Source organism: Nonomuraea cavernae (assembly GCF_014646355.1).
Classification (GTDB): domain Bacteria; phylum Actinomycetota; class Actinomycetes; order Streptosporangiales; family Streptosporangiaceae; genus Nonomuraea; species Nonomuraea cavernae.
Genome location: NZ_BMNH01000004.1, coordinates 40,895 through 67,332, shown reverse-complemented (window position 1 = coordinate 67,332; position 26,438 = coordinate 40,895). Strand labels below are relative to the sequence as shown.

At 71.5% G+C, this 26,438-nt stretch carries 24 protein-coding genes and 2 pseudogenes; 13 read left to right on the top strand and 13 right to left on the bottom strand.

Translation table 11 applies throughout. The features are described from left to right. Nucleotides 1-68: 68 nt before the first annotated feature. Nucleotides 69-983, top strand: a complete 915-nt coding sequence (locus IEY82_RS09535) for a ribonuclease Z (RefSeq protein ID WP_189123668.1) — start codon at nucleotides 69-71, stop codon at nucleotides 981-983. A 2-nt stretch (nucleotides 984-985) separates the two neighbouring features. On the opposite strand, the gene IEY82_RS09530 is transcribed toward IEY82_RS09535, so the two are convergent. The 4 genes from IEY82_RS09530 to IEY82_RS09515 form a co-directional block, all read right to left on the bottom strand. Then, nucleotides 986-1,513 carry an NUDIX domain-containing protein gene (locus IEY82_RS09530; RefSeq protein ID WP_189123955.1) on the bottom strand — a complete coding sequence of 176 codons (528 nt, stop codon included), beginning with the start codon at nucleotides 1,511-1,513 and terminating at the stop codon, nucleotides 986-988. An 85-nt stretch (nucleotides 1,514-1,598) separates the two neighbouring features. Continuing rightward, nucleotides 1,599-2,270, bottom strand: a complete 672-nt coding sequence (locus IEY82_RS09525) for a class III extradiol dioxygenase subunit B-like domain-containing protein (protein ID WP_189123667.1) — start codon at nucleotides 2,268-2,270, stop codon at nucleotides 1,599-1,601. Nucleotides 2,271-2,285: 15 nt separating this feature from the next. After that, nucleotides 2,286-3,029, bottom strand: coding sequence for an isocitrate lyase/PEP mutase family protein (locus IEY82_RS09520; protein ID WP_189123666.1), 744 nt, complete (start codon nucleotides 3,027-3,029; stop codon nucleotides 2,286-2,288). Nucleotides 3,030-3,311: 282 nt separating this feature from the next. After that, complete coding sequence (locus tag IEY82_RS09515) at nucleotides 3,312-3,848, bottom strand: hypothetical protein (protein ID WP_189123665.1); 537 nt, start codon at nucleotides 3,846-3,848, stop codon at nucleotides 3,312-3,314. A gap of 173 nt (nucleotides 3,849-4,021) precedes the next feature. On the opposite strand from IEY82_RS09515, the gene IEY82_RS09510 reads away from it, so the two are divergent. Then, the gene (locus IEY82_RS09510) at nucleotides 4,022-4,690 is read left to right on the top strand and encodes a hypothetical protein (protein WP_189123664.1); all 669 of its coding nucleotides are present in this window, start codon (nucleotides 4,022-4,024) and stop codon (nucleotides 4,688-4,690) included. A 74-nt stretch (nucleotides 4,691-4,764) separates the two neighbouring features. On the opposite strand, the gene miaB is transcribed toward IEY82_RS09510, so the two are convergent. Continuing rightward, nucleotides 4,765-6,255: a tRNA (N6-isopentenyl adenosine(37)-C2)-methylthiotransferase MiaB gene (miaB, locus tag IEY82_RS09505; RefSeq protein WP_189123663.1), complete on the bottom strand. Its 1,491-nt coding sequence runs from the start codon at nucleotides 6,253-6,255 to the stop codon at nucleotides 4,765-4,767. Between the two features lie 135 nt (nucleotides 6,256-6,390). On the opposite strand from miaB, the gene IEY82_RS09500 reads away from it, so the two are divergent. The 4 genes from IEY82_RS09500 to IEY82_RS09485 are packed head-to-tail and all read left to right on the top strand — an operon-like array spanning nucleotide 6,391 to nucleotide 9,636. Continuing rightward, nucleotides 6,391-7,146, top strand: a complete 756-nt coding sequence (locus tag IEY82_RS09500) for an amino acid ABC transporter ATP-binding protein (RefSeq protein WP_308015947.1) — start codon at nucleotides 6,391-6,393, stop codon at nucleotides 7,144-7,146. Nucleotides 7,147-7,164: 18 nt separating this feature from the next. Continuing rightward, nucleotides 7,165-8,025, top strand: coding sequence for a glutamate ABC transporter substrate-binding protein (locus IEY82_RS09495; RefSeq protein WP_189123662.1), 861 nt, complete (start codon nucleotides 7,165-7,167; stop codon nucleotides 8,023-8,025). A 58-nt stretch (nucleotides 8,026-8,083) separates the two neighbouring features. Then, nucleotides 8,084-8,752, top strand: a complete 669-nt coding sequence (locus tag IEY82_RS09490; protein ID WP_189123661.1) for an amino acid ABC transporter permease — start codon at nucleotides 8,084-8,086, stop codon at nucleotides 8,750-8,752. Continuing rightward, a complete protein-coding gene (locus IEY82_RS09485; RefSeq protein WP_189123660.1) occupies nucleotides 8,749-9,636 on the top strand; it encodes an amino acid ABC transporter permease in 888 nt (295 codons plus the stop codon). Before IEY82_RS09490 ends, IEY82_RS09485 begins: the two co-directional genes overlap by 4 nt. Before the next feature lie 176 nt (nucleotides 9,637-9,812). Here IEY82_RS09485 and rny read toward each other — a convergent pair whose 3' ends face one another. Together rny and IEY82_RS40500 are read right to left on the bottom strand one after the other, a co-directional pair. Further along, nucleotides 9,813-11,441 (bottom strand): ribonuclease Y, encoded by a 1,629-nt coding sequence (gene rny / locus IEY82_RS09480; protein WP_189123659.1) that lies wholly within the window; start codon nucleotides 11,439-11,441, stop codon nucleotides 9,813-9,815. A gap of 454 nt (nucleotides 11,442-11,895) precedes the next feature. Beyond that, nucleotides 11,896-12,537: pseudogene (locus IEY82_RS40500) on the bottom strand (Lhr family helicase); the annotation flags it as partial. Here IEY82_RS40500 and IEY82_RS40275 point away from each other — a divergent pair. Next, a complete protein-coding gene (locus IEY82_RS40275; protein ID WP_372459699.1) occupies nucleotides 12,491-13,042 on the top strand; it encodes a phage baseplate assembly protein V in 552 nt (183 codons plus the stop codon). The pseudogene IEY82_RS40500 and the gene IEY82_RS40275 sit on opposite strands and share 47 nt — an antisense overlap. On the opposite strand, the pseudogene IEY82_RS40270 reads toward IEY82_RS40275, so the two are convergent. Then, nucleotides 13,000-16,497 (bottom strand): annotated as a pseudogene (locus IEY82_RS40270) (DEAD/DEAH box helicase); the annotation flags it as partial. The gene IEY82_RS40275 and the pseudogene IEY82_RS40270 overlap by 43 nt on opposite strands. 167 nt (nucleotides 16,498-16,664) lie before the next feature. Here IEY82_RS40270 and IEY82_RS09470 point away from each other — a divergent pair. After that, entirely contained in the window at nucleotides 16,665-17,195 is a 531-nt protein-coding gene (locus tag IEY82_RS09470) for a VOC family protein (RefSeq protein ID WP_225262521.1), read from the top strand. Nucleotides 17,196-17,204: 9 nt separating this feature from the next. On the opposite strand, the gene IEY82_RS09465 is transcribed toward IEY82_RS09470, so the two are convergent. Then, nucleotides 17,205-17,399 carry a hypothetical protein gene (locus tag IEY82_RS09465; protein ID WP_189123658.1) on the bottom strand — a complete coding sequence of 65 codons (195 nt, stop codon included), beginning with the start codon at nucleotides 17,397-17,399 and terminating at the stop codon, nucleotides 17,205-17,207. A 43-nt stretch (nucleotides 17,400-17,442) separates the two neighbouring features. On the opposite strand from IEY82_RS09465, the gene IEY82_RS09460 reads away from it, so the two are divergent. Further along, the gene (locus tag IEY82_RS09460; RefSeq protein WP_189123657.1) at nucleotides 17,443-17,637 is read left to right on the top strand and encodes a DUF3046 domain-containing protein; all 195 of its coding nucleotides are present in this window, start codon (nucleotides 17,443-17,445) and stop codon (nucleotides 17,635-17,637) included. Here IEY82_RS09460 and IEY82_RS09455 read toward each other — a convergent pair. Next, nucleotides 17,620-17,919 (bottom strand): hypothetical protein, encoded by a 300-nt coding sequence (locus IEY82_RS09455; protein WP_225262519.1) that lies wholly within the window; start codon nucleotides 17,917-17,919, stop codon nucleotides 17,620-17,622. The genes IEY82_RS09460 and IEY82_RS09455 overlap by 18 nt on opposite strands. A gap of 260 nt (nucleotides 17,920-18,179) precedes the next feature. Between IEY82_RS09455 and recA the strand changes: the two genes are divergently transcribed. From recA to IEY82_RS09435, 4 genes are all read left to right on the top strand, one after another. Next, a complete protein-coding gene (gene recA, locus IEY82_RS09450) occupies nucleotides 18,180-19,274 on the top strand; it encodes a recombinase RecA (protein WP_189123656.1) in 1,095 nt (364 codons plus the stop codon). Between the two features lie 11 nt (nucleotides 19,275-19,285). Next, nucleotides 19,286-20,263: a recombination regulator RecX gene (gene recX / locus IEY82_RS09445; protein ID WP_189123655.1), complete on the top strand. Its 978-nt coding sequence runs from the start codon at nucleotides 19,286-19,288 to the stop codon at nucleotides 20,261-20,263. A 134-nt stretch (nucleotides 20,264-20,397) separates the two neighbouring features. Further along, entirely contained in the window at nucleotides 20,398-21,225 is an 828-nt protein-coding gene (locus IEY82_RS09440) for a DUF5919 domain-containing protein (RefSeq protein ID WP_189123654.1), read from the top strand. Nucleotides 21,226-21,431: 206 nt separating this feature from the next. Next, complete coding sequence (locus tag IEY82_RS09435; protein WP_189123653.1) at nucleotides 21,432-23,477, top strand: gamma-glutamyltransferase family protein; 2,046 nt, start codon at nucleotides 21,432-21,434, stop codon at nucleotides 23,475-23,477. Nucleotides 23,478-23,594: 117 nt separating this feature from the next. Here IEY82_RS09435 and IEY82_RS09430 read toward each other — a convergent pair whose 3' ends face one another. The 3 genes from IEY82_RS09430 to IEY82_RS09420 all read right to left on the bottom strand — a co-directional run bounded on the left by IEY82_RS09430 (nucleotide 23,595) and on the right by IEY82_RS09420 (nucleotide 26,438). Continuing rightward, on the bottom strand, nucleotides 23,595-24,680 hold the full coding sequence (locus IEY82_RS09430) for a carboxylate-amine ligase (protein WP_189123652.1): 1,086 nt from the start codon (nucleotides 24,678-24,680) through the stop codon (nucleotides 23,595-23,597). A 126-nt stretch (nucleotides 24,681-24,806) separates the two neighbouring features. Continuing rightward, entirely contained in the window at nucleotides 24,807-25,748 is a 942-nt protein-coding gene (locus tag IEY82_RS09425; RefSeq protein ID WP_189123651.1) for a DUF5996 family protein, read from the bottom strand. 27 nt (nucleotides 25,749-25,775) lie between these two features. After that, nucleotides 25,776-26,438: a M15 family metallopeptidase gene (locus IEY82_RS09420; RefSeq protein WP_189123650.1), complete on the bottom strand. Its 663-nt coding sequence runs from the start codon at nucleotides 26,436-26,438 to the stop codon at nucleotides 25,776-25,778.

The window sequence follows — 26,438 nt, the reverse complement described above, 5'->3', positions numbered from 1 at the left end:
TGGCATTCCGGTCGTATCGTACGCCCGCCATCTGACGACATCCGTCCCGAACGTCTAGCATCGCGCTCGTGTCATCTCGCGAACTCGTGGTGCTCGGCACGGCCGGCGCGGTCCCGACCCGGCACCGCAACCACAACGGCTACCTACTGCGCTGGGACGGCCAGGGGTTCCTGTTCGATCCCGGCGAGGGCACCCAGCGCCAGATGGCACACGCCGGGGTCAGCGCCACCGACGTGCACTGGCTGTGCGTGACCCACTTCCACGGCGACCACTGTCTCGGCGTGCCCGGCGTCGTCCAGCGCATCGCCCGCGACAAGGTGCGCCACCCCGTCCAGGCCGTCTTCCCGGCCTCCGGCGAGAGCTACTGGCGCAACCTGCGCCACGCCGCCGCCTTCGCCGACACCGACGTCATCACCGAGCACCCCGTGACCGGCGACCATGCCGCCATCGGCCCCCTCACCGCCCGCCGTCTGTCACATCCCGTCGAGTCCTACGGCTACCGCCTCCAGGAGCCCGCCGGCCGCCGCATACTGCCCGACCGGCTCGCCGCCCTCGGCATCCGCGGCCCGGAGGTGGGCGAGTTGCAGCGCGGCGGCTCCGTCCGGGGCGTCACCCTCGCCCAGTGCAGCGTCCCCCGGCCCGGTCAGAGCGCCGCCTTCATCATGGACACCCGCCTCTGCGACGCCGTCTTCGAGCTCGCCGCCGGCACCGACCTCCTCATCATCGAGTCGACCTTCCTGTCCGGTGAGGCCGCCTTCGCCAAGGAGTACGGCCACCTCACCGCTCACCAGGCCGGCCTGGTCGCCGCCGAGGCCCGTACCCGTCACCTGGTCCTGACCCACTTCTCCGAACGTTACGGCTTCGCCGACGAACCCGCCTTCCTCGACGAGGTCCGCCAGAGCTACGACGGCCCGGTCACCCTCGCCCGCGATCTGATGACCGTCCCCGTCCCCAAACGCCGGCGCCACCTCACCGTCCCGTAGCGCTACCGCCCCTCGGTCAGCAGGTAGAGCAGGGCGGCGATGCTGGTGCCGCTGACCAGGTCGCGCCGGTCGATCAGCCGGCGGACGTCCGCGAGCGGCACCCACTCGACCCGTTCGGCCTCCCACGGGTCGCTGGGCGGCCCGAGGTGGGTGGCGCCGTCGGCACGGAAGATGTGGTGGGCCGCGTCGGAGATGCCGTTGGACGGCTGCGCGTACAGGAGCGGGCGCAACGGGCCCGGCCGCCAGCCCGTCTCCTCCTCCACCTCCCGAGCGGCGGCGGCGCGCGGCTCCTCTCCCTCCTCCACCTTGCCGATGGGAATCTCCCACCCCCACGAGTCGGTGATGAAGCGGTGCCGCCAGAGCAGCAGCACGCGGTGCCGGTCGTCGACGACCACGGCCCCGGCCGCCGGCGCGGTCCGGATCAGCCGGTGGTCCAGCCGCCCGCCGTCGGGCAGCTCGACATCCGCCACCCGGACGTCCAGCCAACGGTCGGTATAGAGGGACTTTTCGGAGTGGACCTGCCAGCGCATGCCGAACTCTCCCATCTCGGCCCCCGACCTCGCCACCCACGCTACAAGGGCGAAACCCCGGCGGCCGTCACGAACGTGCGGCGGGTCAGCGCCAGAGGCCGACGAAGTAGCCGACGCCGTAGGGGGCGAGGTCGGCCAGCAGCTGCCCCTTGACGTCACCCGGGCCGGCCGCCCCCGCCAGCACCTGGAGCGCGGCCCGCCCGGCCACCCACAGCCGGTCGGCCTTCGCGGGGTCGAGGTGGGCGAGCGCGGACACGTCGGCGTCGGCGATGGCGCGGGCGATCACCTCGTTGTACGGCTGCGCCGCCGGATCGTGGTGGCCCGGCGCCTTCTCGGTCAGGCGGGCGGAGCCGTCGGCCATGACCAGCAGCGCGACCCGGCCGTCCCTGACGAGATCCGCGCCCAGTGCCAGGCAGTCGCCGGGGGCGGCGTCGAAGGCCACCGCCTGGAAGGCGGCCACGTCGTGGTCCTCCAGCAGCCAGCGGCCGATGGTGAGCGACAGCGGCAGCACAGGGTCGCCGTGGCCCACGGTGACGTCGGCGCCCCAGGGCCGCAGCGTGCCCGCGGCTCCGCCGTCGTAACGGCTGGTGGTGTCGGCGCCGCCCACCACGACGAGCAGGTCGGGGTCGGCGGCGAGGAGCCCGGTGATCGCGGCGTGGCAGGCCGAACGCAGCTCGTCCAGCTCGGGCGCGGCGGCGCCGGCCAGCTCGGGCACGATCAACGGCGGGTGCGGGCAGACGGCCGCGGCGGCAAGCACAACGCCAGGGTATGCCTACGCGTAGGGGTCGCGGCCCTCGGCGACCGCCTGGAACAGAGCGCGGGCGTGGGCGTGCGCGGCCGCGTGCAGGCCGTGGCCGAAGCTGACCCTCGCCACCCCCAGCTCGGCCAGCCGGGCGAGTGAGGGTGTCCCGGGCCGGAACAGCACGTTGACCGGGCCCCCGACCTCGGTGACCAGCCTTTCGATCTCCTTCTCGTCAGCGAGGCCGATCGGGTAGACGCAGTCGGCGCCCGCCTCCAGGTAGCGCCGCGCCCGCGCGACGGCGACCTCACGGGCGCGCTCGCCCCGAAGGTACGTGTCCACCCTGGCGTTGATCACCAGGCCCGGCCCGGCGGCGGCGCGTACGGCGGCCAGGAACGCGGCCTGTTCCTCGACGTCGACCAGAGCACCGGTGGCCTGGTCGGTGTCCTCCAGGTTGCAGCCCACGGCTCCCGTGGCGATCAGCCGCTCGGCCAGCTCGGCGGGCGGCAGCCGGTAGCCACGCTCCACGTCGGCGGTGACGGGCGCGGCGACGGCCCGGGCGATGCGGGCGATCGCGGCCATCATCTCCGCGACCGGCGTCGCCTCGCCGTCGTCGTAGCCGAGCACCTCGGCGACCGCGGCGCTCCCGGTGGCGACCACCGGGAAACCCGCCTCCACGACGGCGCGGGCGGAGGCCGCGTCCCAGACGTTCGGCAGGATCAGCGGCCTTCCCGGCACATGGAGTTCGCGCAGCGCAGCGGCTCTGTCAGTGGTCATACCGGGACCCTACGCACGAAGTGGCCTTCGCCGTAGATCCAGTACGGGCTGAAAGCGGTGAGCCACTTGACCAGGCGTCCGGCCCATGCGGAGGGCGGCCCCGCGCCGGCGGACCGGCCGCCGCGCGGCTCTTCGAGGCCACTCTCGACGAACCGGCCGCCGCGTGACCTCCGCACCCACTCTCGACGGACCGGCCGCCGCATGGCCTTCGCACCCACTCTCGACGGACCGGCCGCCGCATGGCCTTCGCACCTGGTCTCAGCGAACCGGCCGCCGCGGCCGTCAGCAGCCGCTCTTGGCGCACTCGCCGCTGACCAGGCCCGCCGGACCGTCGGCCGGGTTGTCGGCCGGATCATCCTCGACCGGGGCACTGGGCGGTGACGTGGGCTTCTTGCCGGTGCCGACGTTGGTCGAGCGCTTGGCGTCGGTGCCCGCCGAGCCCCGGTCGGCCGGCTCGTCGGCCGGGCCCGCGTCGGGGCGGCTGCCCGTGTCGGGGCGGGTGCCCGTGTCGGCACCTGTGTCAGTGTCGGCGTCGGAGGCGGTGCCGTCCTGCGGGACGTCAGTGGTGGCATCACCGGTGGCGCCGTCGTCCGCGTCAGGGACCTCCTCCGGGGCATCCCCGGTGGACGGGGGCTGAACGGACTGGCCCACCTGGGCGGGGGTGTTGCCGGCCAGCGCGTAGCCGACACCGCCGGCGGCGAGGACGGCCACGAGTGCCGAGGCGGCGAGGACGAGAGGCTTGCGTTTGCGGGGGGAGCCGGGCGCATCGCCCGGCCCGGTGAGGATCTCCTGGCGATCCGGCTCGGTCGGATCCTGCATGGGTGACAACTCCCTGCGGTCGTATCGGGAAAGCTCTCCGGCTTCCGCGGGTGTTGGACCACACTAGCCGCAGCAGTGGAATGCTCGCGCACCCATCACAAAGGAATCACGACTTGTCCTCCCTTAGATCCATTCGCCCAGGTAGCCGGGGGCGCCTGGCGCCCGTGGCGGGCGTGGCCGGAGTACTCGCCATCGCCGGTCTCGGCATATTCCTCGCGTTCACCGGCACCTCCAGGCCGGCTTCGAAAAAGGCGCCGATAAACGACCAGGAAGCCGTGCTTTCCGGCGCGTCGAGCATTCCCTCACCGACACCGCAGGCGCGATATCCGGCCCCCTCGCCCACCGTCCCGGCTCCCGGCGAGCACACAGGAGCGGCTGGGCAGGCGAATCGTCCCGCCGAGGTCCGCACGGTCTCGTCCGGCGGTCACCCGGCTCCGGTCACCCGCTGGCTCGAGGTCCTCCCCCCGCCCGGGGCCACCGCCGCCGGGGCCCTGCCGCCGGAGGCCGCCGTGGACGCGACCGTCCCGCCGGCTCGCGACGGCGAGGCGACATCGGCGACCGCGGAGCGGGGCCCTGCCGGGTCGCCCGCACCCGGTCCCACGCAACCACGCGCCGCCGCCACCCAGCCGGCCCCCACGATCACCACGGTCACCACGCTGCCGGCGCTCCCCAGCATGACTCCGCCCGTGCGTCCGGCCGCCACCCAGCCACCCGGCACGGCCAGGCGCACACCGCCACCGGAGCCGCCCGCGCCACAGATACGAGGCGCGGACCCGTGCGCCACCTTCGACGACTTCCGCCGGCCGTACTGCGATCAGTTGCTCGACGGCCTCCACCGCTGACCCCTGCGGCTCAACGCGCACGTCGCGAGCTCCGTGAGCCGCGAACTCCGAGGGCGCCGCGCACGCCCACGGGCTCAGTGGGCGGCGCAGCCGCCCGACGCCGGCACGGGCTCGGGACGGCCGATGGACGGCATCCCCAGGAGCACGCCGGAGCCCTTGGCCGGAGCGCCCTGGCGGATCTCCCAGGCGTCGCCGGCCCGGGTGCGGCGCACCTCCCGGACGGCGCCGTCGGCCACCAGGTGATGCGGCGCCGCGTAGGTGACCTCGACCGTCACCATGTCACCGGGCCGCGGCGTCACGTCGCCGACGGCGAAGTGCACGAGCCGGTTGTCGGGCGCCCGGCCCGAGAGCCGCCGGGTGGCGTCGTCCTTGCGCCCCTCGCCCTCGGCGACGAGCACCTCCAGGGTGCGCCCCACCTGCTTCTTGTTCTCCTCCCAGGAGATCTCCTCCTGGAGGGCGACCAGGCGTTCGTAGCGCTCCTGGACGACCTGCTTGGGGATCTGGTCGTCCATCGTGGCCGCGGGGGTGCCGGGACGGATGGAGTACTGGAAGGTGAAGGCGTTGGCGAAGCGGCTCTGCCGTACGACGTCGAGGGTGGCCTGGAAGTCGTCCTCGGTCTCGCCGGGGAAGCCGACGATGATGTCGGTGGAGATGGCCGCGTCGGGCATGGCCGCGCGGACCCGCTCGATGATGCCGAGGTAGCGCTCGGCCCGGTAGGAGCGGCGCATGGCCTTGAGCACGCGGTCGGAGCCCGACTGCAGCGGCATGTGGAGCTGGTGCATGACGTTGGGCGTCTCGGCCATGGCGGCGATCACGTCGTCGGTGAACGCGGCCGGATGCGGTGAGGTGAAACGGACCCGCTCCAGCCCCTCGACCGAGCCGCAGGCGCGCAGCAGCTTGCCGAACGCCAGCCGGTCGCCGAACTCGACGCCGTAGGTGTTGACGTTCTGGCCGAGCAGGGTGACCTCCAGCACCCCCTGGTCGACCAGGGTGCGGACCTCGGCGAGAACGTCGCCGGGCCGCCGGTCCTTCTCCTTGCCGCGCAGCGACGGCACGATGCAGAAGGTGCAGGTGTTGTTGCAGCCGACCGAGATGGCCACCCAGGCGGCGTAGGGCGACTCGCGCTTGGTGGGCAGCGTCGAGGGGAAGACCTCGAGCGACTCCTTCAGCTCGACCTGCGCCTCGCCCTCGACGCGGGCCCGCTCCAGCAGCACCGGCAGCGAGCCGATGTTGTGGGTGCCGAAGACCACGTCGACCCAGGGCGCCTTGCGGACGATCTCTCCCTGGTCCTTCTGCGCCAGGCAGCCTCCCACCGCGATCTGCATGCGGGGGTTGCTCATCTTCGCGGGCCGGAGATGGCCGAGGTTGCCGTAGAGGCGGTTGTCGGCGTTCTCGCGCACCGCGCAGGTGTTGAAGACGACCACGTCGGCGCTCTCGCCGTCGGCCGCGCGGACGTAACCGGCGTCCTCCAGCAGTCCTGACAGGCGCTCGGAATCGTGGACGTTCATCTGGCACCCGTATGTGCGCACTTCGTAGGTGCGGGCGCTCTCCTGGGTCACAGTCATGGCATGTCCAAGGGTAGTCGCTGTCCGTCCTGCGCCAGCCGCTACGATACAAAACAGCAGCTCGGTGGCATGATGTGATCGGATCGGTACCGCTCGGTTAGTGACCAGCGTCCTAAGGCCCCCTAGGTTTTGACCATGACGGAGAACGGGGACGTCACTCCACTGGTCCAGTTGGAGAACGTCAACAAGCACTTCGGGGCCCTCCACGTTCTGAAGGACATCAACCTGACGGTCTCCCGTGGCGAGGTCCTTGTCGTCATCGGTCCTTCGGGCGGTGGTAAGTCCACACTGTGCCGGGCGATCAACCGGTTGGAGACCATCGACGGCGGCACGATCACCTTCGACGGCGAGGTCCTGCCGGAGGAGGGCAAGGCGCTGGCCAGGCTGCGTTCCGACGTCGGCATGGTGTTCCAGTCGTTCAACCTCTTCGCGCACAAGACCATCCGCGAGAACGTCACGCTGGGGCCGCTCAAGGTGCGCCGAGTCGCCAAGAGGTCGGCCGACGAGCGGGCCATGGAGCTGCTCGAACGAGTCGGCATCGCGGCGCAGGCCGACAAATACCCTGCCCAGCTCTCCGGCGGCCAGCAGCAGCGGGTCGCGATCGCCAGAGCGCTGGCCATGGACCCCAAGATGATCCTGTTCGACGAGCCGACCTCCGCGCTGGACCCCGAGATGGTGCAGGAGGTGCTCGACGTCATGGTCGGGCTGGCCCGTGACGGGATGACCATGATGGTCGTCACCCACGAGATGGGGTTCGCCCGCCGGGCGGCCAACCGGGTGGTCTTCATGGCCGAGGGACAGATCGTGGAGGAGAACACCCCCGACGAGTTTTTCACCAACGCGCAGACCGACCGAGCGCGTGACTTCCTCTCGAAGATCCTCACGCACTGACTATTGAGGTAGGTACACATGCACATGCGTCGAATGGGAGCCGCGCTCTCCATCGCGGCCCTGGTCGCCGGCCTGGCCGCCTGCGGCGGCGGTGACGAGAGTTACTCCACCGTGGTCGACAAGGTCCAAGGGGCCGGCAAAATCGTGGTCGGCACCAAGTGGGACCAGCCGAGCCTCGGCCTGAAGAAGGGCGCCGAGCCTGAGGGCTTCGACGTCGACGTGGCCAAGGCCCTGGTCAAGGAGCTGGCCGGCGGCAAGGACGTGGAGATCGAGTGGAAGGAGTCGGCCTCGTCCAACCGTGAGCCGTTCCTGGCCAACGGCACGGTCGACCTGGTCGTGGCCACCTACTCCATCACCGAGGAGCGCAAGGGCAAGGTCACCTTCGGCGGGCCGTACGTCATCGCCCACCAGGACGTGATGGTCCGCAAGGACGACACCTCGATCAACACCCCGCAGGACCTGAAGGGGAAGAAGATCTGCAAGGCGGCCGGCTCCAACTCCTACAAGCGGATCACCGACCCGCCGCCGGACGGTGAGCTCGACCTCGACGCCACCACGGTCGACGCCGCCAACTACTCCGAGTGCGTGCAGAAGCTGGGCGGCAGCAACCTCGACGCCGTCACCACCGACGACCTGATCCTGGCGGGCTTCGCCAAGCAGGCCGGAGGCAACTTCAAGGTCCTCGGCCAGGGCTTCACCGACGAGAAGTACGGCGTCGGCCTGAAGAAGGGCGACACCAAGACCTGTGAGGCCGTCAACACCGCGGTGAAGAAGCTGTGGGACGACGGCACCATGAAGCAGCTGCTGGACAAGTGGTTCGGCGGCATCGAAGGACTGAAGGTGTCGGAGGCCGCACCGCCGGCTGAGGGATGCGCCTAGTCACACCAGAGGCGGCGGCCGGTGACCCGGCCGCCGCCCTCCTATGTGGTGGAGCACGATGGACGAACTGATCAAGTACGCCCCCGCCCTCGCGGAGGGGTTCCTGGAGAACGTCAAGCTCTCCCTCGTGGCCGGGGTCGTCTCTCTCCTCCTCGGCACGATCCTGGTGTCGATGCGGGTCTCACCGACGCCGGTGCTGCGCGCGGCGGGCACCGTCTACGTCAACGTGGTGCGCAACACCCCGCTGACCCTGGTCCTGGCCTTCTCCGCGCTCGGCCTGAGCGACACGCTCGGCCTCGTCTTCTCCGACGTGCCGAGGACCAACTCGTTCTGGATCGTCGCGCTGGGCCTGGCGGTCTACACCTCGGCCTTCGTGTGCGAGGCGCTGCGCGCCGGCATCAACACGGTGCCGCTGGGGCAGGCCGAGGCGGCCCGGGCGATCGGGCTGACCTTCTTCCAGTCCCTGACGCTGATCATCCTGCCGCAGGCGTTCCGCGCGGTGGTCGCCCCGCTCGGCAGCGTGATGATCGCGATGATCAAGAACACCACGGTCGCCACCGCCGGCGGCTTCCTGGCCGACGCCGCGGCCGTGATGAAGGAGACGTTCGACACCACCGGCGCCTCGATTCCGATCTTCCTCGGAATCGTCGTGGCCTTCATGGCCCTCACCCTGCCGATCGGCTACTACACCGGCTGGCTGGCCCGACGCCTGGCGGTGGTCCGATGAGCACCTCTGTCCTGTTCGACGCCCCTGGGCCGCGCACGAGAGTGCGCAACCATCTCCTCACGCTGGTCAGCATCGTGGTGGTCGGCGCCGCCGTCTACGGCGTCTACCGGGGCTTCGACGCCAAGGGCCAGTTCGAGGGCAAGATCTGGCAGCCGTTCCTGGAGGCCGAGACCTGGGAGTTCTTCATCATCCCCGGTCTCATCGGCACGCTGAAGGCCGCCGCGGTGGCCGCGGTGCTCGCCCTGGCCTTCGGTGCGATCTTCGGTCTGGCCAGGCTCTCCGACCACGCCTGGATCCGGGTCCCGGCGGGCCTGGTGGTGGAGGTCTTCCGGGCCGTCCCGCTGCTGCTGCTGATCTTCTTCATCTTCTACCTCGCGCCGACTTTGTTCGGCGGCGGCGACTACGCGTTCGCCGCGGTGGTGCTCGGCCTGACGTTGTACAACGGGTCGGTCCTGGCCGAGGTGGTCAGAGCGGGCGTGAACGCCGTGCCCAAGGGACAGTCGGAGGCGGCGTACGCGATCGGCATGCGCAAGAACCAGGTGCTGCGGCTGGTGCTGCTGCCGCAGGCGGTCACGGCGATGATGCCGGCGATCGTCAGTCAGCTCGTGGTCCTGCTCAAGGACACCGCGCTCGGCTACATCATCGCCTACGTCGACCTGCTCAACACCGGCTTCAAGATCCTGCCGGCCGCCTTCTTCGGCTCGCTGATCCCGGCGGCCATCGTCATCGGCATCATCTACGTGACGCTCAACCTGGCACTGAGCTATCTGGCGACCCGGCTGGAGCGGCGCAGCCGCCGCAGCCGCAAGTCCGCGGCGACACCGATCGCGCCTCCCGGAGCGGTCGGGCTGGACCAAACCGCCGGAGGCGTACCCGGAGGCTGACGCCGCGGAGTGGTCACCCGAGTAGGGTGACCGCTCCGCGCGCCCGCCGATCTTCCGGCAGGATTCAGCGGCCATGCCCATCTGGCCGTCCCCCATCTCCACCACCGGCGTCGCCCGCTCCTGGCTCCGCCTGGGCCGGCGGTCTTCTGCCAGCGGCTTTCAGCCGGCCCGGGGCGTCAACGGGCGAATTCGGTGGCGCGCGACTCGCGCACCACCGTGATGCGGATCTGGCCCGGGTAGGTCAGCTCCTCCTCGACCTGCTTGGCCACGTCGCGGGCGATGACCTGGGCCTGGATGTCGTCGATGGCGTCGGGCTTGACCATCACCCGGATCTCCCTGCCGGCCTGCATGGCGAAGACCTTCTCGACGCCCTCGTAGGACTGCGCGATCTCCTCCAGGCGTTCCAGCCGCTTGACGTACGCCTCCAGCGACTCGCGGCGAGCGCCCGGGCGGCTGCCGGAGATCGCGTCGGCCGCCTGGGTGAGCACCGCCTCGACGGTGCGGACCTCGACCTCGTTGTGGTGGGCCTCGATGGCGTGCACCACGTCCTCCTGCTCGCCGTAGCGGCGGGCGATCTCGGCGCCGATCAGCGCGTGGCTGCCCTCGACCTCGTGGGTGAGCGCCTTGCCGATGTCGTGCAGGAGGGCGCAGCGCTTCAGCAGCGTCTGGTCCATCTTGAGTTCGGCGGCCATGATGCCGGCGATGTGCGCGGACTCGATGAGGTGCTTGAGGACGTTCTGGCCGTAGGAGGTGCGATATCTGAGCTGGCCGAGCAGCAGGGTCAGCTCGGGGTGCATGTCGGTGATGCCGAGCTCGACCAGGGCGTCCTCGCCCGCCCGGGCGCACAGGTCCTGGACCTCGGCCCGGCTGCGTTCGTGGGCCTCCTCGATGCGCTGCGGGTGGATCCGGCCGTCGAGCACCAGCTTTTCCAGGGTGAGCCTGGCGGTCTCCCGGCGTACGGGGTCGAAGCAGGACAGCAGCACGGCCTCGGGAGTGTCGTCGATGATCAGATTGACGCCCGTGGTCGACTCGAACGCCCTGATGTTGCGGCCTTCCCGGCCGATGATGCGGCCCTTCATCTCGTCGCCCGGCAGGTGCAGCACGCTGACGACCGACTCGGCCGTCTGCTCCGCCGCCACCCGCTGCACGGCCAGGGTCACGATCTTGGTGGCGCGCTTCTCGCCCTCCTTGCGCGCCTCACCCTCGATCTCCCTGATGATCAGCGCGGCCTCGCGCTTCGCCTGGTTGGCGATCTCCCTGACCAGCTCGGCCTTGGCCTGCTCGCCCGTGAGCCCGGCCACCCGCTCCAGGATGACCCGCCGCTCCTCCTCGACCTTGAGCAGCTCGGAACGCCGGTCGGCCAGCTCGATCTCGGTCTCGGCCAGCTTGCGGTCACGTTCGGACTGCCGCCGGGCCTCCTCGTCCAGCCGCTGCTCGCGCTCGGCCAGCCGGGTCTCCCTGCGTTCGAGGTCGGACCTGAGCTCCTTGAGCTCGTTCTTGAGGATCCGGCTCTCCTGCTCGACCTCGCGCCGCATCTGCGCCGCGCTCTCGGCCGCGGCCTCCGACCTGCGCAGGATCTCCTCGGCGTCGGACTCGGCCTTGTCACGGATCTCCCCGGCCTCCGCACGCGCCTGTTCGAGCTCTTCGTGTACGGCCTGCAACTGCTCTGGACTGGGCTCGCCACCCCGCGAGAGGCCACCTGAGACGCCGCCCGAGGTGCGCCGGACCACGACGAGCAGCGCGGCGATCATTCCGAACGTGAGCAGGAGCACCGCCACCGAAAGCACCACGACAAGCGGCCCCATGTGCGCCCCGCCCTCCTCGCGTCCCCATCACCCATAACGCGGCCTCAAAACGGGAGGGGTCACGTACGCGGCGCGGAAAGCCCGATCGGCGGCATCACCACGACGGATATCAAGCCAAGACTGACCGGGCGTCGACTCCGATAGCCGACACCTCGCCTGTCTCGATCAACCAAGCTCGCTCGTCCGTTGTTCACCGGTATGGCAATCCGCACTGCGCGGAGTAACTCCTCACTGCCGTCGAGGTTATGCGTCGAACAGGTCACGAGCAAGCAAACGAGTTATCAAGCGTGTCTAACGGGCTGGCATCTCTCCATTTGGCAGCCATCTCCGTAAAAGCCCCGCACATCCGGGCTCCGCTCGGGCAGGTCGGCCAGCTTGAAGATCGTCGCCCGTCGCGACCACGGCGGGCACGGCGGTGAGTGCGGACGGTCGGTCAAAGGCGTCTCACCGTTCGCTAAGCGCGCAGCCGGAGCCCCCGCGGCGTCGGATGGAATCCGGCCTCCTCCAGGGCCGCGGCCAAGGGCGAGTCGACGATCGAGGCGCCGTCGGCCCGCTCGACGGTCAGCTTGCCCAGCGCGCCGTCGCGCACGGCCAGCGCCAGCGCGTCGACCGCGGGCCGCAGTCGTTCGTCGTCGGCGTACGACAGCAGCGTCTTGCCGCCCCGCTCCACGTAGAGCACCAGGAACCCGTCGACGAGCACCACCAGCGCCCCGGCCTTGCGCCCCGGCCGGTGCCCCGCGTCGCCGGAACGGGGGGGCCACGGCAGGGCCGCGCCGTAGGGGTTGGCCGGGTCGGCGGCGGCGAGCACCACGGCCCTGCGCGCCGGGTCCCTGGATGCGCCTGACGCCCTGGATCCTCCGGGACCGAACGCGTCGGCCGAACCCTCACCGGCGGGCCCGACCGAGCCGGGCGCGATGCCCGGCGCCATCGCCCGCATCCGGTCGACCGCCCCCGGCAGCGCGAACTGGGCGCCACCGAGCCCCTCGACGAAGTAGCCGCGGCGGCACCGCCCGCTCTCCTCGTAGGCCCGCAGCACCTGGTAGACGGGCGTGAACCCGCCCGGCAGCCGCTCGGACGTCACCGCCCCCCGCGTCACCACGCCGTGCCGTTCGAGCAGCGCCTCCGCCTGCGCCTGGGCCCGTTGGGTGGCGTCGGCCGCCGGGGACGGCAGCAGCCACCACCGCCCGCCCACGGTCGGCGGGCCGGTCCTGCTGGGCAGCACCGCCCGGCGGCGCCGCGTCGTGGCCGGACGGTGCGCGGGGCGGCCGGACCCGAGCGTGGCGCGCAGCGGCGCGAGCGTGTCTCCCGACACCCGACCCGACCACACCAGGTCCCACAGAGCCGTGGCCAGTGCCGGGTCGTCGAGCGAGCCGAGCTGGTCGGACAGCCCCCGGAAGAACAGCGCCCCTCCCCCGCCGAGCACGTCGAGCACCTGGGTGTGCAGCGGGGTCATGGTGATCTCGGCCGGCTCGGGCAGCAGCAGGGGCGCTGTGTCGGCGAAGAAGAGCGACACCCACCCGTCACCACCGGGCAGCGAGCCCTGGCCCACCCACATCACCTCCCCAGACGAGGTCAGCTCGTCGAGCAGCGCCGGATGGTAGCCGGGCACCCGCGAGGGCAGCACCAGCGTCTCCAGCGCCGACGCGGGCACCACCGCCCCCTGGAGCTGCTCGACCGAGCGCACCAGCGCGTCCATCGCCCGCGCCGACCCGGCGGCGCCGGCCACCGGACGTGGCGCGCCGGACGAGCCGGTGATGCCGTGCCAGGCGGGAGCGAACAGCGCGAGCGTCTCGGGCGCGACCGGCTCGACCTCCTTGCGCAGCCTGGCCAGGGACCTGCGCCGCAGCATCCGCAGCACACCGGCGTCGCACCACTCCTCGCCCCGGCCGCCCGGCCTGAACTCGCCGTTGACCACCCGTCCCGAGGCGGCCAGCCGGTGCAGGGCGTCGCCCACCACGGCCACGCCGAGGCCGAACCTGACCGCCGCGGTGTCCGCGTGGAACGGCCCGCGGCTGCGGGCGTGGCGGGCGACGAGGTCGGCCAGCGGATCGGCCACCGGCTCCAGGAACACGTGCGGGACGCCGACCGGCAGCGGCACGCCCAGCGCGTCACGCAACCGCGCCGCGTCCTCGATCGCCGCCCACTGCTCCTCGCCCGCGATCCGGACGCTGATCGCCCGGCGGGCGCGTACGAGCTCCTGGAGCCAGGCCGGATCACCCCCGCGCACGCTGACGTCGGGCGCGAGCAGCGGCCCGTGCGAGCGCAGCAGGTCGGCGAGGTCCTCGACGTCACGCAGCGGCCGGTCGAGCCTGGCCAGCTCACGCTCGGCCTCGGCGATGACGTCGGGATCGAGCAGCTCGCGCAGGTCGGCCTGGCCCAGCAGCTCGGCCAGCAGGGCGGTGTCGAGGGCCAGCGCCTGGGCCCGCCGCTCGGCCAGCGGCGCGTCACCTTCGTACATGAACGCGCCGATGTAGCGGAACAGCAACGACGCGGCGAACGGCGACGCCTGCGACGTCTCCACCTCCACCAGCCGCACCCGGCGCGCGGCGATGTCACGCATCAGCCGCACCAGCCCCGGCACGTCGAACACGTCCTGCAGGCACTCGCGCATCGTCTCCAGCACGATCGGGAACGAGGCGTAACGCGAGGCCACCCCCAGCAGGTGGGCCGCCCGCTGGCGCTGCTGCCACAGCGGGCTGCGCCTGCCCGGCGTGCGGCGCGGCAGCAGCAGGGCCCGCCCGGCGCACTCCCTGAACCGGGAGGCGAACATCGCCGACCCGCCCAGCTCCTCGGTGACGATCTGCTCGATCTCCTCGGCGTCGAACGCGGCCACGTCGGACGGCGGCTCGGCCAGGGTGTCGGGGATGCGCAGCACGATGCCGTCGTCGGAGTGGACGGCCTGGACGTCGACGCCGTAACGCTCGCGCAGCCGCCGGTTGATCGCCAGCGCCCACGGAGCGTGGACCCGCGCGCCGTAGGGCGAGTGGATGACCACCCGCCAGTCGCCCAGCTCGTCGTGGAACCGCTCGATCAGCAGGGTGCGGTCGTCGGGCACGTAGCCGGTGGCCTCGCGCTGCTCCGCCAGGTAGGAGAGCAGGTTGGCCGAGGCGAACTCGTCGAACCCGGCCGCCGTCAGCCGCTCGGTGGAGCCGTGCTCGGCCTGCTCGCGCAGGAACGAGCCGATCGCCCTGCCCAGCTCGGCCGGGCGGCCCTGGGCGTCGCCGTGCCAGAACGGCAGCTTGCCCGGCTGACCCGGCGCCGGGGAGACCAGCACCCGGTCGGCCGTGATGTCCTCGATCCGCCAGGACGTCGCGCCCAGCACGAACACGTCGCCGACCCGCGACTCGTAGACCATCTCCTCGTCGAGCTCGCCCACCCTGGAGGACTTCTCGCCCACCAGGAAGACGCCGAACAGGCCGCGGTCGGGGATCGTGCCGCCGTTGGTGACGGCCAGCCGCTGGGCGCCGGGCCGTCCTTGCAGGGTGCCGGTCACCCGGTCCCAGACGACGCGCGGGCGCAGCTCGGCGAACTCCTCGCTCGGGTAGCGCCCGGCCAGCATGTCGAGTGTGGCCTCGAGCGCGGTGCGCGGCAGCGTGGCGTAGGGGGCGGCCCGCTTGACCAGGGCCTCCAGCTCGTCGACCGTCCACTCGTCGAGCGCGGTCATCGCGACGATCTGCTGGGCCAGCACGTCGAGCGGGTTGCGGGGGTAGCGCAGCTCCTCGATCTGGCCGGTGCGCATGCGCTCGGCGACGACGGCCGTCTGAACCAGGTCGCCACGGTACTTGGGGAAGATCACGCCCTTGGACACGGCGCCCACCTGGTGTCCGGCCCGGCCGATGCGCTGCAGGCCGCTGGCCACGCTCGGGGGCGACTCGACGCAGGCCACCAGGTCGACCGCGCCCATGTCGATGCCCAGCTCCAGGCTGGAGGTCGCGACCACGGCGGGCAGCCGCCCCGACTTGAGCGCCTCCTCGATCTGCGCCCGCTCCTCCTTGGACACCGACCCGTGGTGAGCGCGCACGACCTCGGTGACGACGCCTTTGCTCGCCCCCGCCTGCGCCATCAACTCGGCGGGCATCCGCTGCGGCGGGCCCTCGGCCGCCGGCCGCGAGGCGTCGGCGGGTGTCTGTCGCGGGGACTCGGCGGCTGTCCGCGGCGGACCGGCCGTGGGGTGCGGCGGGTCGGGTGTGGGGCCCGGCGGCTCGGGCGTCTCCCAGATCGAGAGATCGATCGCCTCCGGGCCCTGCCGACGGTCGAAGGCGAGCTCGTTGAGGCGGGTGCACAGCCGCTCGGCCAGCCGTCTGGAGTTGGCGAACACGATGGTCGAACTGTGCGCCTCGATCAGGTCGAACAGGCGTTCCTCGACGTGCGGCCAGATCGACCGGCCGGCGGGATCGGGGACGAGCTCCTCGCCCTCGCCCGGCCGGGGCCCCGCCTCCACCTCCGTCATGTCCTCGACCGGCACCACGACCTCGACCTCGATGCGCTTGTCCGACGGCGGCTGCACGACCGTCGCCGGCCGCGCGCCCCCCAGGAACGCCGCGACCTCGCTCACCGGACGCACGGTCGCCGACAGCCCGATCCGCTGGGCGGGCCGTTCGAGCAGCGCGTCGAGCCGCTCCAGGCTGAGCGCCAGGTGGGCGCCCCGCTTGGTGGCGGCCACCGCGTGCACCTCGTCGACGATCACGGTGCGCACACCGCGCAACGCGTCGCGCGCCTGGCTCGTCAGCAGCAGGAACAGCGACTCCGGTGTGGTGATGAGGATGTCGGAGGGCCGGGCCGCGAACCGCCGGCGATCCTCCGCCGGGGTGTCGCCGGACCGGATCGCCACCGAGATCTCCGGCACGGGCAGCCCGAGCCGCCTGGCCGTCTGCTTGAGCCCGGCCAGCGGAGCGCGCAGGTTGCGCTCGACGTCGACGGCCAGCGCCTTGAGCGGTGAGACGTAGAGCACCCGGGTGCCTGCGCGCTCACCCGGCTCGGCGGGCTCGGCCGCCAGCCGGTCGAGCGACCACAGGAAGGCCGCCAGCGTCTTGCCGGACCCGGTCGGCGCGACCACCAGCGTGTTGTCGCCGCGCGCGATCGACTCCCACGCGCCCTCCTGGGCGGTGGTGGGCGCGGCGAAGGAACTGGTGAACCATCGCCTGGTCACCTGGCTGAACTGGTCGAGCGAGCTCACCTGCCCATAGTGCCTCGCCTCACCGACAGAAAACGCATTGTCCCCGCGTGGAGCGGTTGAGCCGGGGCATCGGCGGACATACAGCGACCGTGGGCATCGACTACGCAGCCATTGGGGCTCGCCGCGAGGACCTCAGGGAGCGCCACGTCTTACCGCGCCGGTCTCTGAGCAGCGGGCGCGGCCTGCACCACTTCGCCCTGATCTCATCAGACATGGAGCGGACGATCCTGTTCTACCAGGAGCTTCTGGAGTTTCCGCTCACGGAGATCTTCGAGAACCGTGACTTCAAGGGTTCCAGCCACTTCTTCTTCGACATCGGCAACGGAAACCTGCTCGCCTTCTTCGACTTCCCAGGGCTCGACCTCGGCCCCTACCAGGAGGTGCTCGGCGGGCTGCACCACCTCGCGATCTCCGTCGACCCCGCCACCTGGGAGCGCCTGCGCGGCAAGCTGGAGATGGCCGGCGTGCCGCACCAGATCGAGAGCGGTGCCTCCATCTACTTCAAGGACCCCGACGGCACCCGGCTGGAGCTGCTCGCCGACCATCTCGGGGAGATGTACGGCTCGCGCGTGATGTGACTCTCGTGGCTAGCGCCGCGACGCCCGGCGCGTCCGCGGCCTGCCGGTACGGGGCGTCTGCCTGATGCCCGCGTGTCGCTCGGATCTCTCGGCCTTCTCACTCTGTACGGCCAGCCGCCGCACCAGACGTAACGCACGGCGCCTGAGGCGGTTGGCCTTCACCTTGGCGGACTTGGACGGGGAGGACTTGGGGGTCTTTGCCATGCGCCTGTCCTACCCACGCACCCGGCGGTTCCATACTTGGTTGATGCGCCTGACCGAGTTCTGGAGACGGATGCGCGCCCATTTCGGCGAGACCTACGCCGACTCGTGGGCCCGTGACTACGTGCTGGCCCCGCTGGAAGGCCGCACGGTGACGCAGGCACTGGCCGACGGCGAGAGCGCCAAGACGGTCTGGCGGGCGGTCTGCCAGGTGGAGGACGTCTCACCCAGGCTTCGGTGAGGCCAGCGTCTCCCCGAGCGTGCGGGCCGTGCGCGTGAGATCGTCGACACCGCTCTTCCCGCCCGGCGACCACAGGAAGACCCAGCCGGCTCGTGAGGGTGTCGCGAATATGATCGTCTGACGGCCGCTGCCCGGGTGCCACACCCACAGCATCGGATCGTCTCCGCCCAGCATGCGGCTCACCAGGCCCTGCGCGGGCAGCAGCTCGGCGAGAGCTTCCAGATGGGTGCGTCGTTCCTCGGTGTACGTGTTGGCCACGTCGCCGCCTCCAACCCTCTGCACCAGTCTTCCCAGCTCATGACGCATCACAACACGCTCGTCCGCTCGCGGATGAACGGATGGGCCGTCACGCGCGAGGCGTTCGCGCGCCGGCCCGTACGATCGCGCGGGCCGGGCAGCGTGTTGCCGATGTGATCGAACAGTCGTTCGGCTACGATTGACTCCGCCGGGCCATGGCTTCCCCGGCGATCGCAGGAAAATGTCGGTGGCAGGCCATAGCTTTCACTCGACTGATCGGACCACGACCCTCCAGGGGAGTTCCCATGGCTATCAACGACCGCGAGAAGGCCCTCGAGACCGCCCTCGCCCAGATCGAGCGGCAGTTCGGCAAGGGCTCAGTCATGCGCCTCGGCGACGATGCCCGAGCTCCCATCGAGGTGATCCCCACCGGGGCGATCTCCCTTGACGTCGCACTGGGCATCGGCGGCCTGCCGCGTGGCCGGATCGTCGAGATCTACGGTCCCGAGTCCTCCGGCAAGACCACGGTCGCCCTGCACGCGGTGGCCAACGCCCAGCGGGCCGGCGGCATCGCGGCGTTCATCGACGCCGAGCACGCCCTCGACCCCGAATACGCCAAGAAGCTCGGCGTCGACACCGACGCGCTGCTCGTCTCCCAGCCCGACACGGGCGAGCAGGCGCTCGAGATCGCCGACATGCTGATCAGGTCCGGCGCCGTCGACGTCATCGTCATCGACTCGGTGGCCGCCCTGGTGCCCAAGGCTGAGATCGAGGGCGAGATGGGCGACAGCCACGTCGGCCTCCAGGCGCGCCTGATGTCCCAGGCCCTGCGCAAGGTCGCCGGCGCCCTCAGCAGCACCAGCACCACCGCGATCTTCATCAACCAGCTGCGCGAGAAGATCGGCGTGATGTTCGGCTCGCCCGAGACCACGACCGGCGGCAAGGCGCTCAAGTTCTACGCCTCCGTACGCCTCGACATCCGTCGCATCGAGACCCTCAAGGACGGCACCGAGGCGGTCGGCAACCGCACCAGGGTCAAGGTCGTCAAGAACAAGATGGCCCCGCCCTTCCGGGTCGCCGACTTCGACATCCTCTACGGCGTGGGCGTCTCCCGCGAAGGCGGCCTGATCGACATGGGCGTCGAGCACGGCTTCGTCCGCAAGTCCGGCGCCTGGTACACCTACGAGGGCGACCAGCTCGGCCAGGGCAAGGAGAACGCCCGCAACTTCCTGAAGAACCACCCCGACATGGCCAACGAGATCGAGAAGAAGATCAAGGACAAGCTGGGGGTGGGGCCGCGCCTCGACAAGCCCACCGACGCCCCGGCGCCCGCGCCAGCCGCCGCCGCTCCTTCGGGCCGCGGATCCAAGGCCGCCACGCCGAAGCCCGGTGACGTCTGATCGGTAGCCGCGTGAGTGCCACCGACCCGCCAGAGGCGTCTCGCGACTGGGGCGCCTGGCCTGATGTCCCCACCCCGTCGCGGGGCCGCAAACGCAAGCGCGGCGGCCCCCCTTCCTCCGGATCCCCCGACGACACCGGCCTCGCAGACCACGCCAGTCCCGGTGCTCCCTCTTCATGGCCCGACACCCCACCCGCCAACACCCCGCACCACGAGTCCGGACCCGGCGGAGCCGGATATGGCGGAGATGGTCACGGCAGGTCCGGCCATAACGGAGCCGGTTACGGCGAGACTGGCCATGGCGGGGACAGGCATGGCGGAGCCGGTTACGACGAGGCTGGTCCAGGCGGTTATGGCGGGGAGCCGGGCGGTAGGCGGGCGGCGAAGAGGCGAGGGTCGGGTGGCCGGAGTGGAAAGAGGGGGCGGTCAACGGAGGGAGGCCGTGGATGGACCCCCGATGGGCCTGACGAGGGTTCGGCAGCCGCCGCCACACCTCCTGCCGATCCGGAGGCCGTGGCACGGGCCATCTGCCTGCGACTGCTCACCATGGCCCCGAAGACCCGGGCCCAACTGGCCGAGGCTCTACGCAAGCGCGACGTGCCCGACGAAGCGGCCGAGGCCGTGCTCGACCGGTTCTCCGAGCTGGGGCTGATCAACGACGAGGCGTTCGCCGAAGCCTGGGTCGATTCCCGGCACCACGGTCGGGGCCTGGCCAAACGCGCGCTGGCCGCCGAGCTCCGTCACCGCGGCGTCGACTCCGAGACGGTCAACGAGGCCGTCGAACGGCTCGACCCGGATCAGGAGCTGGAGACCGCCCGGCGCCTCGTGGGCCGCAAACTCTCCGGCACTCGCCACCTCGATTCCCAGGCCCGCACCCGCCGCCTCGCCGGCATGCTGGCCCGCAAGGGCTACCCTCCCGGCCTGGCCTTCCGAGTGATCAGGGAGGCGCTGGAGCAGGAAGGGGTCGAGGTCGAGGATGATTTCTCCTGACTCTCTCCTCTCGGTCGGCGAATGACTCTCCTGTCCCGTCCGGCGAGCGTCGCTCACCCCGGTCATCGTCACCCGTGATCAGGCGCGAATACTCCCGATCTTGACGGAAGGTGCCGGCGGACGAGGATGGGAGGATGCGCCTCCTGGCACGGCTACGTGCCGACCTCAGCACCGGCAAGAATCTCGAGATCTACCTCACTGCGCTGATCGCCCTGGTGGTCGGCGTGCTCGGCGTCTTCGACGTCGTCGATACGAAGGTGGTGGGCGCCGCCACACTGGCCACGCTCGCCCTGCTGGCTGTCAACGCGCTCGGGCCGAGACATCATGTGGCCGAGCTGGAGTCCCGGATCATGCGTCTCAACGAACTGGTCGAGAAGAGAATCGCCGGCGAGGTGGCCGCCGACGCCTTTCTCGCGACCACCCGGCAGGGGCTCGAGCAGCGGATCGTCCGGGCCGATGACATCCGCATCGCCGGCGTCACGCTGAACCGGACCATCCGCAACCACGTGGGCGAGCTGGAGAACCGGCTGCGCCGGGGGGCCTCCATCAAGGTCCTGCTGATCGATCCCGACGGGACGGCGCCTCTGGAAGCGGCTCGCCGGAGCACGATTCCCGATCGTCCAGAGGTCTTCGAGCACCGCATCAAGTCCACGATCGACCTGCTCCGCCACCTGGCCGGCACTCCCGACGTGCCGGGCCGGATCGAGGTGCGGTTCATGTCGTTCGTGCCCGCGTTCGGCCTCGTCCTGATCGACGTCGACAGTGACGACGGGATCATCGACGTCGAGTTGGGGACGCACCGATCCCCTGGCCCTGATCCGGTGTTCACTCTCCGCGCACGGCACGACCACCGCTGGTACCAGCACTTCCATGCGGAGTTCGAGCGCATGTGGCAGGTCAGCCGCCCGGCTTCGGCGACTGACGGGTTCGCCACCAGCGGTGACAAGTTCTCCGAAGTGTAGTCTGTATACAGTCTCCCAAAACCCTCCCCTTCATGAGCAGACGCCAGCGCGTAATGATCACGATTACGGTGGCCCGCTTGCCGCGCCTGCTGATCGCCGACGAGCCACGACCCCGGACCTGACCGTCCAAGCCGACGTGCTGGACGTGTTCCGCGACCGGCTGGGCGCGGCGGTCATCCCCCTTGCCCCCTTGAGAGGAACACGCGTTGTTCACCACCAGACCTGAGCTGACCGGAGACTTCGGCATGGTGGCCGGCACGCATTGGCTGGCCGCCGCCACCGGCATGAGCGTGCTCGAACGCGGCGGCAACGCCTTCGACGCCGCGGTGACCGCGGGGTTCGTGCTGCAGGTGGCCGAGCCGCACCTGAACGGTCCCGGCGGCGAGGTGCCGATCCTGCTGTGGAGCGAGGAGGAGCAGCGGGTCGCGGTGGTGTGCGGTCAGGGCGTCGCCCCGTCGGCCGCCACCATCGAGCGGTTCGCCGGGCTCGGGCTCGACGTCGTGCCGGGCACCGGGCTGCTCGCGGCCACGGTGCCGGGGGCGTTCGGCGGCTGGATGCTGATGCTGGAGCGGTGGGGCAGCTGGCGGCTGGCCGACGTGCTGGCGCCGGCGATCCACTACGCCGAGCGCGGTGTCCCGGTGCTGGAGCGGATCTCCGCCACGATCGAGCAGGTACGCGACCTGTTCACGGCTGACTGGCCGACGTCGGCGGCGACGTGGCTGCCCGGCGGCCAGGTACCGGTGCCCGGCACGTCGCTGGCCAATCCGGTGCTGGCCGCGACCTACCGCCGGCTGGTGGCGGAGGCCCAGGCGGCCTCGGGCACCCGCGAAGGACAGATCGCGGCCGCCCGTGACGCCTTCTACCAGGGGTTCGTGGCGGAGGCGATCGCGGATTTCAGCGCCCGGACGGCCTGGCGTGACAGCTCGGGCGAGGTGCACGGTGGGCTGCTGACCGGCGACGACCTGGCCGGGTGGACGGCGTCGGTGGAGGAGCCGGTCACGTTCGACTACCACGGGCACACCGTGTGCAAGACGGGGCCGTGGGGCCAGGGCCCGGTCTTCCTGCAGCAGCTGGCGTTGCTGTCCGGGTTCGACCTGGGCGGGATGGGACATCTCAGCGCCGACTACGTGCACACGGTGGTCGAGTCGGCGAAGCTGGCCTTCGCCGACCGCGAGGCCTGGTACGGCGACACCGACGTGCCCTTGGCCGACCTGCTGAGCGAGCCCTACAACGCCGGGCGGCGCGCGCTCGTGGGGGCCGAGGCCAGCACCGAGCTGCGTCCCGGCAGCCCCGGCGGCCGGATCCCCCGCCTGCCTGCCCCTCCGCCGGCGACGAACGCGCCCGGCGTTCCGGGGGCGGTGGCGGGTGTAGGCGAGCCGACGGTCGGACGGGGCGTCGCCCAGCAGGACATCTCCCCCGACGCCAAGCGGATCATCTCCCCCGACGGCGCCCAGCGGGACATGCCCCCCGACGGCGCCCAGCGGGTCATGCCCCCCGACGGCGCCGAGCGGATCGTCTCCCCCGACGGCGCCCAGCGGGTCATGCCCCCCGACGGCGCCGAGCGGATCGCCTCTCCCGGTGGCGCCGAGCAGGTCGTCTCCGCCGGTGGCGCCGAGCAGGTCGTCTCCCCAGATGGCGCCGAGCAGGTCGTCTCCCCAGATGGCGCCGTGCGGGGCGACACCTGCCACGTAGACGTCGTCGACCGGCACGGCAACATGGTGTCCGCCACGCCCAGCGGCGGCTGGCTGCAGAGCTCCCCCACGATCCCCGAGCTGGGCTTCTGCCTGGGCACCCGGGCCCAGATGTTCTGGCTGCAGGAGGGGCTGCCCGCCTCGCTGCGGCCGGGCGCGCGTCCGCGCACCACGCTGTCGCCGTCGTTCGCGCTGCGGGACGGCCGGCCGTGGCTGGCGTTCGGCACGCCGGGCGGCGACCAGCAGGACCAGTGGAGCCTCAACCTCTTCCTGGCCCTCGTGCACGGCGGCCTGAACCTCCAGGAGGCCATCGACGCCCCCATGTTCCACTCCGAGCACTTTCCCAGCTCGTTCTTCCCGCGCGAGTCCCGGCCCGGCGTCATGCACATCGAGGACCGGGTGGGCGCGGCGGTGGTGGCCGAGCTGCGCCGGCGCGGCCACGAGGTGGAGGTGCGGGATTCGTGGTCGCTCGGCAGGCTGAGCGCGGTCGCCCGTGACGGCGTGTTCCTGAAGGCGGCGGCCAACCCGCGCGGCGCCCAGGGCTACGCGGCCGGCCGCTGAGCCGGGCCCGTGACGGCCCCTGCCGACCGTGGCCGTGCCAAACCGTGGCCCTCTCGGGCCGTGGCCGTGGCCGACTGTGACCCTCTCGGGCCGTGGCCCTCTCGGACCATGGCCCTCTCAGGCCACGGTGGCCTCGATGAGGTCGTCCACGACCTCGGCCAGGTCGTGGCCGCGGGCGTGCACCCGGCGCTGGCGCGTCGCTCCGGATCCTCGCCGGAGCAGCCGGTCCAGGCCCTCCTGGACGTACGCCAGGTCGCCCGCCTCGGCCATCGCGGGCCGTACGTGCTCGAAGAGGCGACCGGCCATGACCGGGGCGGGCACGAGCGTGCCGGCCCGCACGTCGAGGCTGTCGCCCTGCAGGCCGTCGCGGGCGGCGCGCCAGTAGGCGGCCCGCAGCACCTCCGACGGGATGGGCAGCCCCCGGTCGCCGCGCCGCACCTCGGCCAGCGCGGTGACGACGAGGGCGCGGATCAGGCCGATGATGGTGAGGCTGTCGCTGACGTCCAGCGGCACGTCGGCGACCCGTACCTCGACGGTGGGCAGTTTGGGCGACGGCCGGGCGTCCCAGAACACCGTCTTGGGGTCCATCAGCGCGCCGGACTCCGAGAGCGCGCGCAGGGCCAGCTCGTAGTCGGCGAACGTCGGGAAGTACGGCGGCGCCCCGGACACCGGCCAGCGCCCCCAGCTGATCACCCGCCAGGACGCGTAGCCGGTGTCGCGGCCGACGAAGAACGGCGAGTTCGCGGCCAGCGCGATCAGCGTGGGCAGCCACGGGCGCAGGTGGTTGCCCACGTAGACGGCGTGCTCCTCGTCGGGCACGTCGATGTGCACGTGCAGGGCGCAGATGCTGATCTCGTCGTGGAGCGCCCGGTAGAGCACCCGGCCCTGCTCGTAGCGGACGTCGTCGCTCAGCGGGGGCGGCATGACGTTGCCCAGCACCGGGATGCCGCTGGCGACGACGGCCAGGCCGCACGACCGGGCGGCCCCGGCCACCTCCTTGCGCGTGGCGCGCAGCTGCGCGCCCAGCTCGGTGAGGTCGGCGGAGGGCGCCGTGCGGGCCTCCACCTGGAAGCGGGTGATCTCGTGGACCACGTCCAGCACGTCGGTCGCCGCGGCCAGCACGTCGGCGGCTCGCGGAGCCACGTGGCGGGTGTGCGGATCGACGACGAGGTACTCCTCTTCAATCCCGATCAACGGAACCACGACCCACCTCGCAGGGTAGTCAGGGAGCCTCCGTACCGTTTGTGCCCGTTGTCAGATCTCCGCGAAACTCCCCAGACCACGCAGGACACCGAACCCCACCCCTGCGGCCACTGCCCTCGGCAGGTGTCAGCGGTCGCCGCTCAGCACCGGATCGGTGACTCCGCCCGGGCAGGCCAGCCGCTCGATGTCCCATCCCGCGCGCCGGGCTCCGGCCTCGTAGGCGCTCTGGTAGAAGGCGAGCACGGCGCCCCGCGGGTCGGGCTCGGATCGGGCGTCGGCGTAGCGCAGCACGGCCAGGTGGCCGCCGCGCTGCTCGATCCAGCCGGCGGCGGCCGGCACGAGGGGTTCGCGGTCCAGTCCTTCGGGCTCGGGAGCGGTGTAGGAGTAGAAGGCCGGCTCGGGGAAGGCGTCGTCGCCGAACCAGAACCCCGAGCTGATCACCTCGCGCGAGTAGGCCTCGCGGGTCACCGGGTCGACGCTGGGCGGCTGGTCGATCACCCGGTCGGAGAACCTGGTGCAGGCGATGTCGAAGGTGTGCCAGAAGTGGTGCACCGGGCTGACCTTGCCCGAGTAGCCCGCGGCGAACTCCTCCAGCACCAGGTTGACCTGGCTGAGCACCTGCCAGTAGCGGGTGACCTGGACGGGGTCGTACTGGGCGTGCTCGGTGTCCTCGGCGAACGACCGGCCGGCGTCGGGCAGGTCGAACGGGTGGGGCAGGTCGATCTCGACCCGTACGTCCAGGAACGCCAGCGCCTCCATGGTGGCCCGGTAGAACGACGCCACGGACTGGCCGTACAGCGGGAAGGACACCTCCCGCCCGTCGAGCGTGGTCACGACCAGCCGGTGGCCGACGAGGTCGAAGTCGATCGTGAAGATCGGGTTGCCGTCGGCCTGTCCCATCGGCCGGGTGGTCAGCCCGCGGCCGGTGAGGTGGAACGGCGCGTTCCACCAGTGGTTGCGCCGGACCCCGGCGGCGAGCCGGATCTTGCCCACCACCTGGCAGAACCTGTGCATCGTGGCCTTGGTGGGCTGCCAGCCGGCCAGTGGCATCGCGGGGAAGAGCTCCATGAGGGCAGTCATTCCCCGGCTGAGGCGCTACACCGGGGAATCTACGGGACCGTAGCGGGCGGCGGAGACACCCTTGGTGTACGCCCAGTAGCGGTCGCCGTGCGACCAGTGCCACCACTCGGTGGGGTAGTTGACCAGGCCGGCCGGTTCGAGGGCGGCGGCCAGGATCTTGCGGTGGGCTCGGGCCTCGGCGGAGACGGTGGGGGCGGCCATGTAGCAGGCGTTGCCGCTGTCCTCCGGGTTGTCGTTCACCTCGGTGCCCATGTCGTACTCGGTGCCGTCGGGGGCGCACAGGGTCAGGTCGACGGCGGCGCCGGCGGTGTGCGGGGCGACCTCCACGGGCGACACGTACCGACTCGCCGCGATAAAAGCCTCGTCAGGCGACATGTCGGGGAAGGTGGCCTGGAGCTCGTCCCGATACTCCTCGAAGTACCGGCGCTGCGTCGCGACGGGCCGGTAGCCCTCGACGACCAGCAGGTGGTATCCGTCAGGAAGGCGCCGCTCGGCCCGTTCGAGCCTGGCCAGCAGGCCCGCGCGCAGGTGGGCGTAGGCTCCGGTGTCGTCGGCCAGGCGCCGATCCACGCGCAGCCGCTGGCGCGCGTCGGCCAACGCCTCGCCGGACTCCCACAGGGGGATCGCGGCCACCCGGGGGTCGGATATGAGCACAATGTCGCTCGATGGCTGCCACAT

Bases quoted from the DNA above. Each gene is read 5' to 3' on its own strand.
- IEY82_RS09500 (WP_308015947.1), top strand. From the start codon at position 6,391: ATGACGGAGAACGGGGACGTCACTCCACTGGTCCAGTTGGAGAACGTC.
- IEY82_RS09490 (WP_189123661.1), top strand. From the start codon at position 8,084: ATGGACGAACTGATCAAGTACGCCCCCGCCCTCGCGGAGGGGTTCCTG.
- IEY82_RS09465 (WP_189123658.1), bottom strand. From the start codon at position 17,399: ATGGCAAAGACCCCCAAGTCCTCCCCGTCCAAGTCCGCCAAGGTGAAG.
- IEY82_RS09440 (WP_189123654.1), top strand. From the start codon at position 20,398: ATGCGCCTCCTGGCACGGCTACGTGCCGACCTCAGCACCGGCAAGAAT.
- recA (WP_189123656.1), top strand. From the start codon at position 18,180: ATGGCTATCAACGACCGCGAGAAGGCCCTCGAGACCGCCCTCGCCCAG.
- IEY82_RS09495 (WP_189123662.1), top strand. From the start codon at position 7,165: ATGCACATGCGTCGAATGGGAGCCGCGCTCTCCATCGCGGCCCTGGTC.
- IEY82_RS09420 (WP_189123650.1), bottom strand. From the start codon at position 26,438: ATGTGGCAGCCATCGAGCGACATTGTGCTCATATCCGACCCCCGGGTG.
- IEY82_RS09515 (WP_189123665.1), bottom strand. From the start codon at position 3,848: ATGCAGGATCCGACCGAGCCGGATCGCCAGGAGATCCTCACCGGGCCG.
- IEY82_RS09460 (WP_189123657.1), top strand. From the start codon at position 17,443: ATGCGCCTGACCGAGTTCTGGAGACGGATGCGCGCCCATTTCGGCGAG.
- rny (WP_189123659.1), bottom strand. From the start codon at position 11,441: ATGGGGCCGCTTGTCGTGGTGCTTTCGGTGGCGGTGCTCCTGCTCACG.
- IEY82_RS09425 (WP_189123651.1), bottom strand. From the start codon at position 25,748: ATGGAGCTCTTCCCCGCGATGCCACTGGCCGGCTGGCAGCCCACCAAG.
- IEY82_RS09530 (WP_189123955.1), bottom strand. From the start codon at position 1,513: ATGCGCTGGCAGGTCCACTCCGAAAAGTCCCTCTATACCGACCGTTGG.
- IEY82_RS09520 (WP_189123666.1), bottom strand. From the start codon at position 3,029: ATGACCACTGACAGAGCCGCTGCGCTGCGCGAACTCCATGTGCCGGGA.
- IEY82_RS09485 (WP_189123660.1), top strand. From the start codon at position 8,749: ATGAGCACCTCTGTCCTGTTCGACGCCCCTGGGCCGCGCACGAGAGTG.
- miaB (WP_189123663.1), bottom strand. From the start codon at position 6,255: ATGACTGTGACCCAGGAGAGCGCCCGCACCTACGAAGTGCGCACATAC.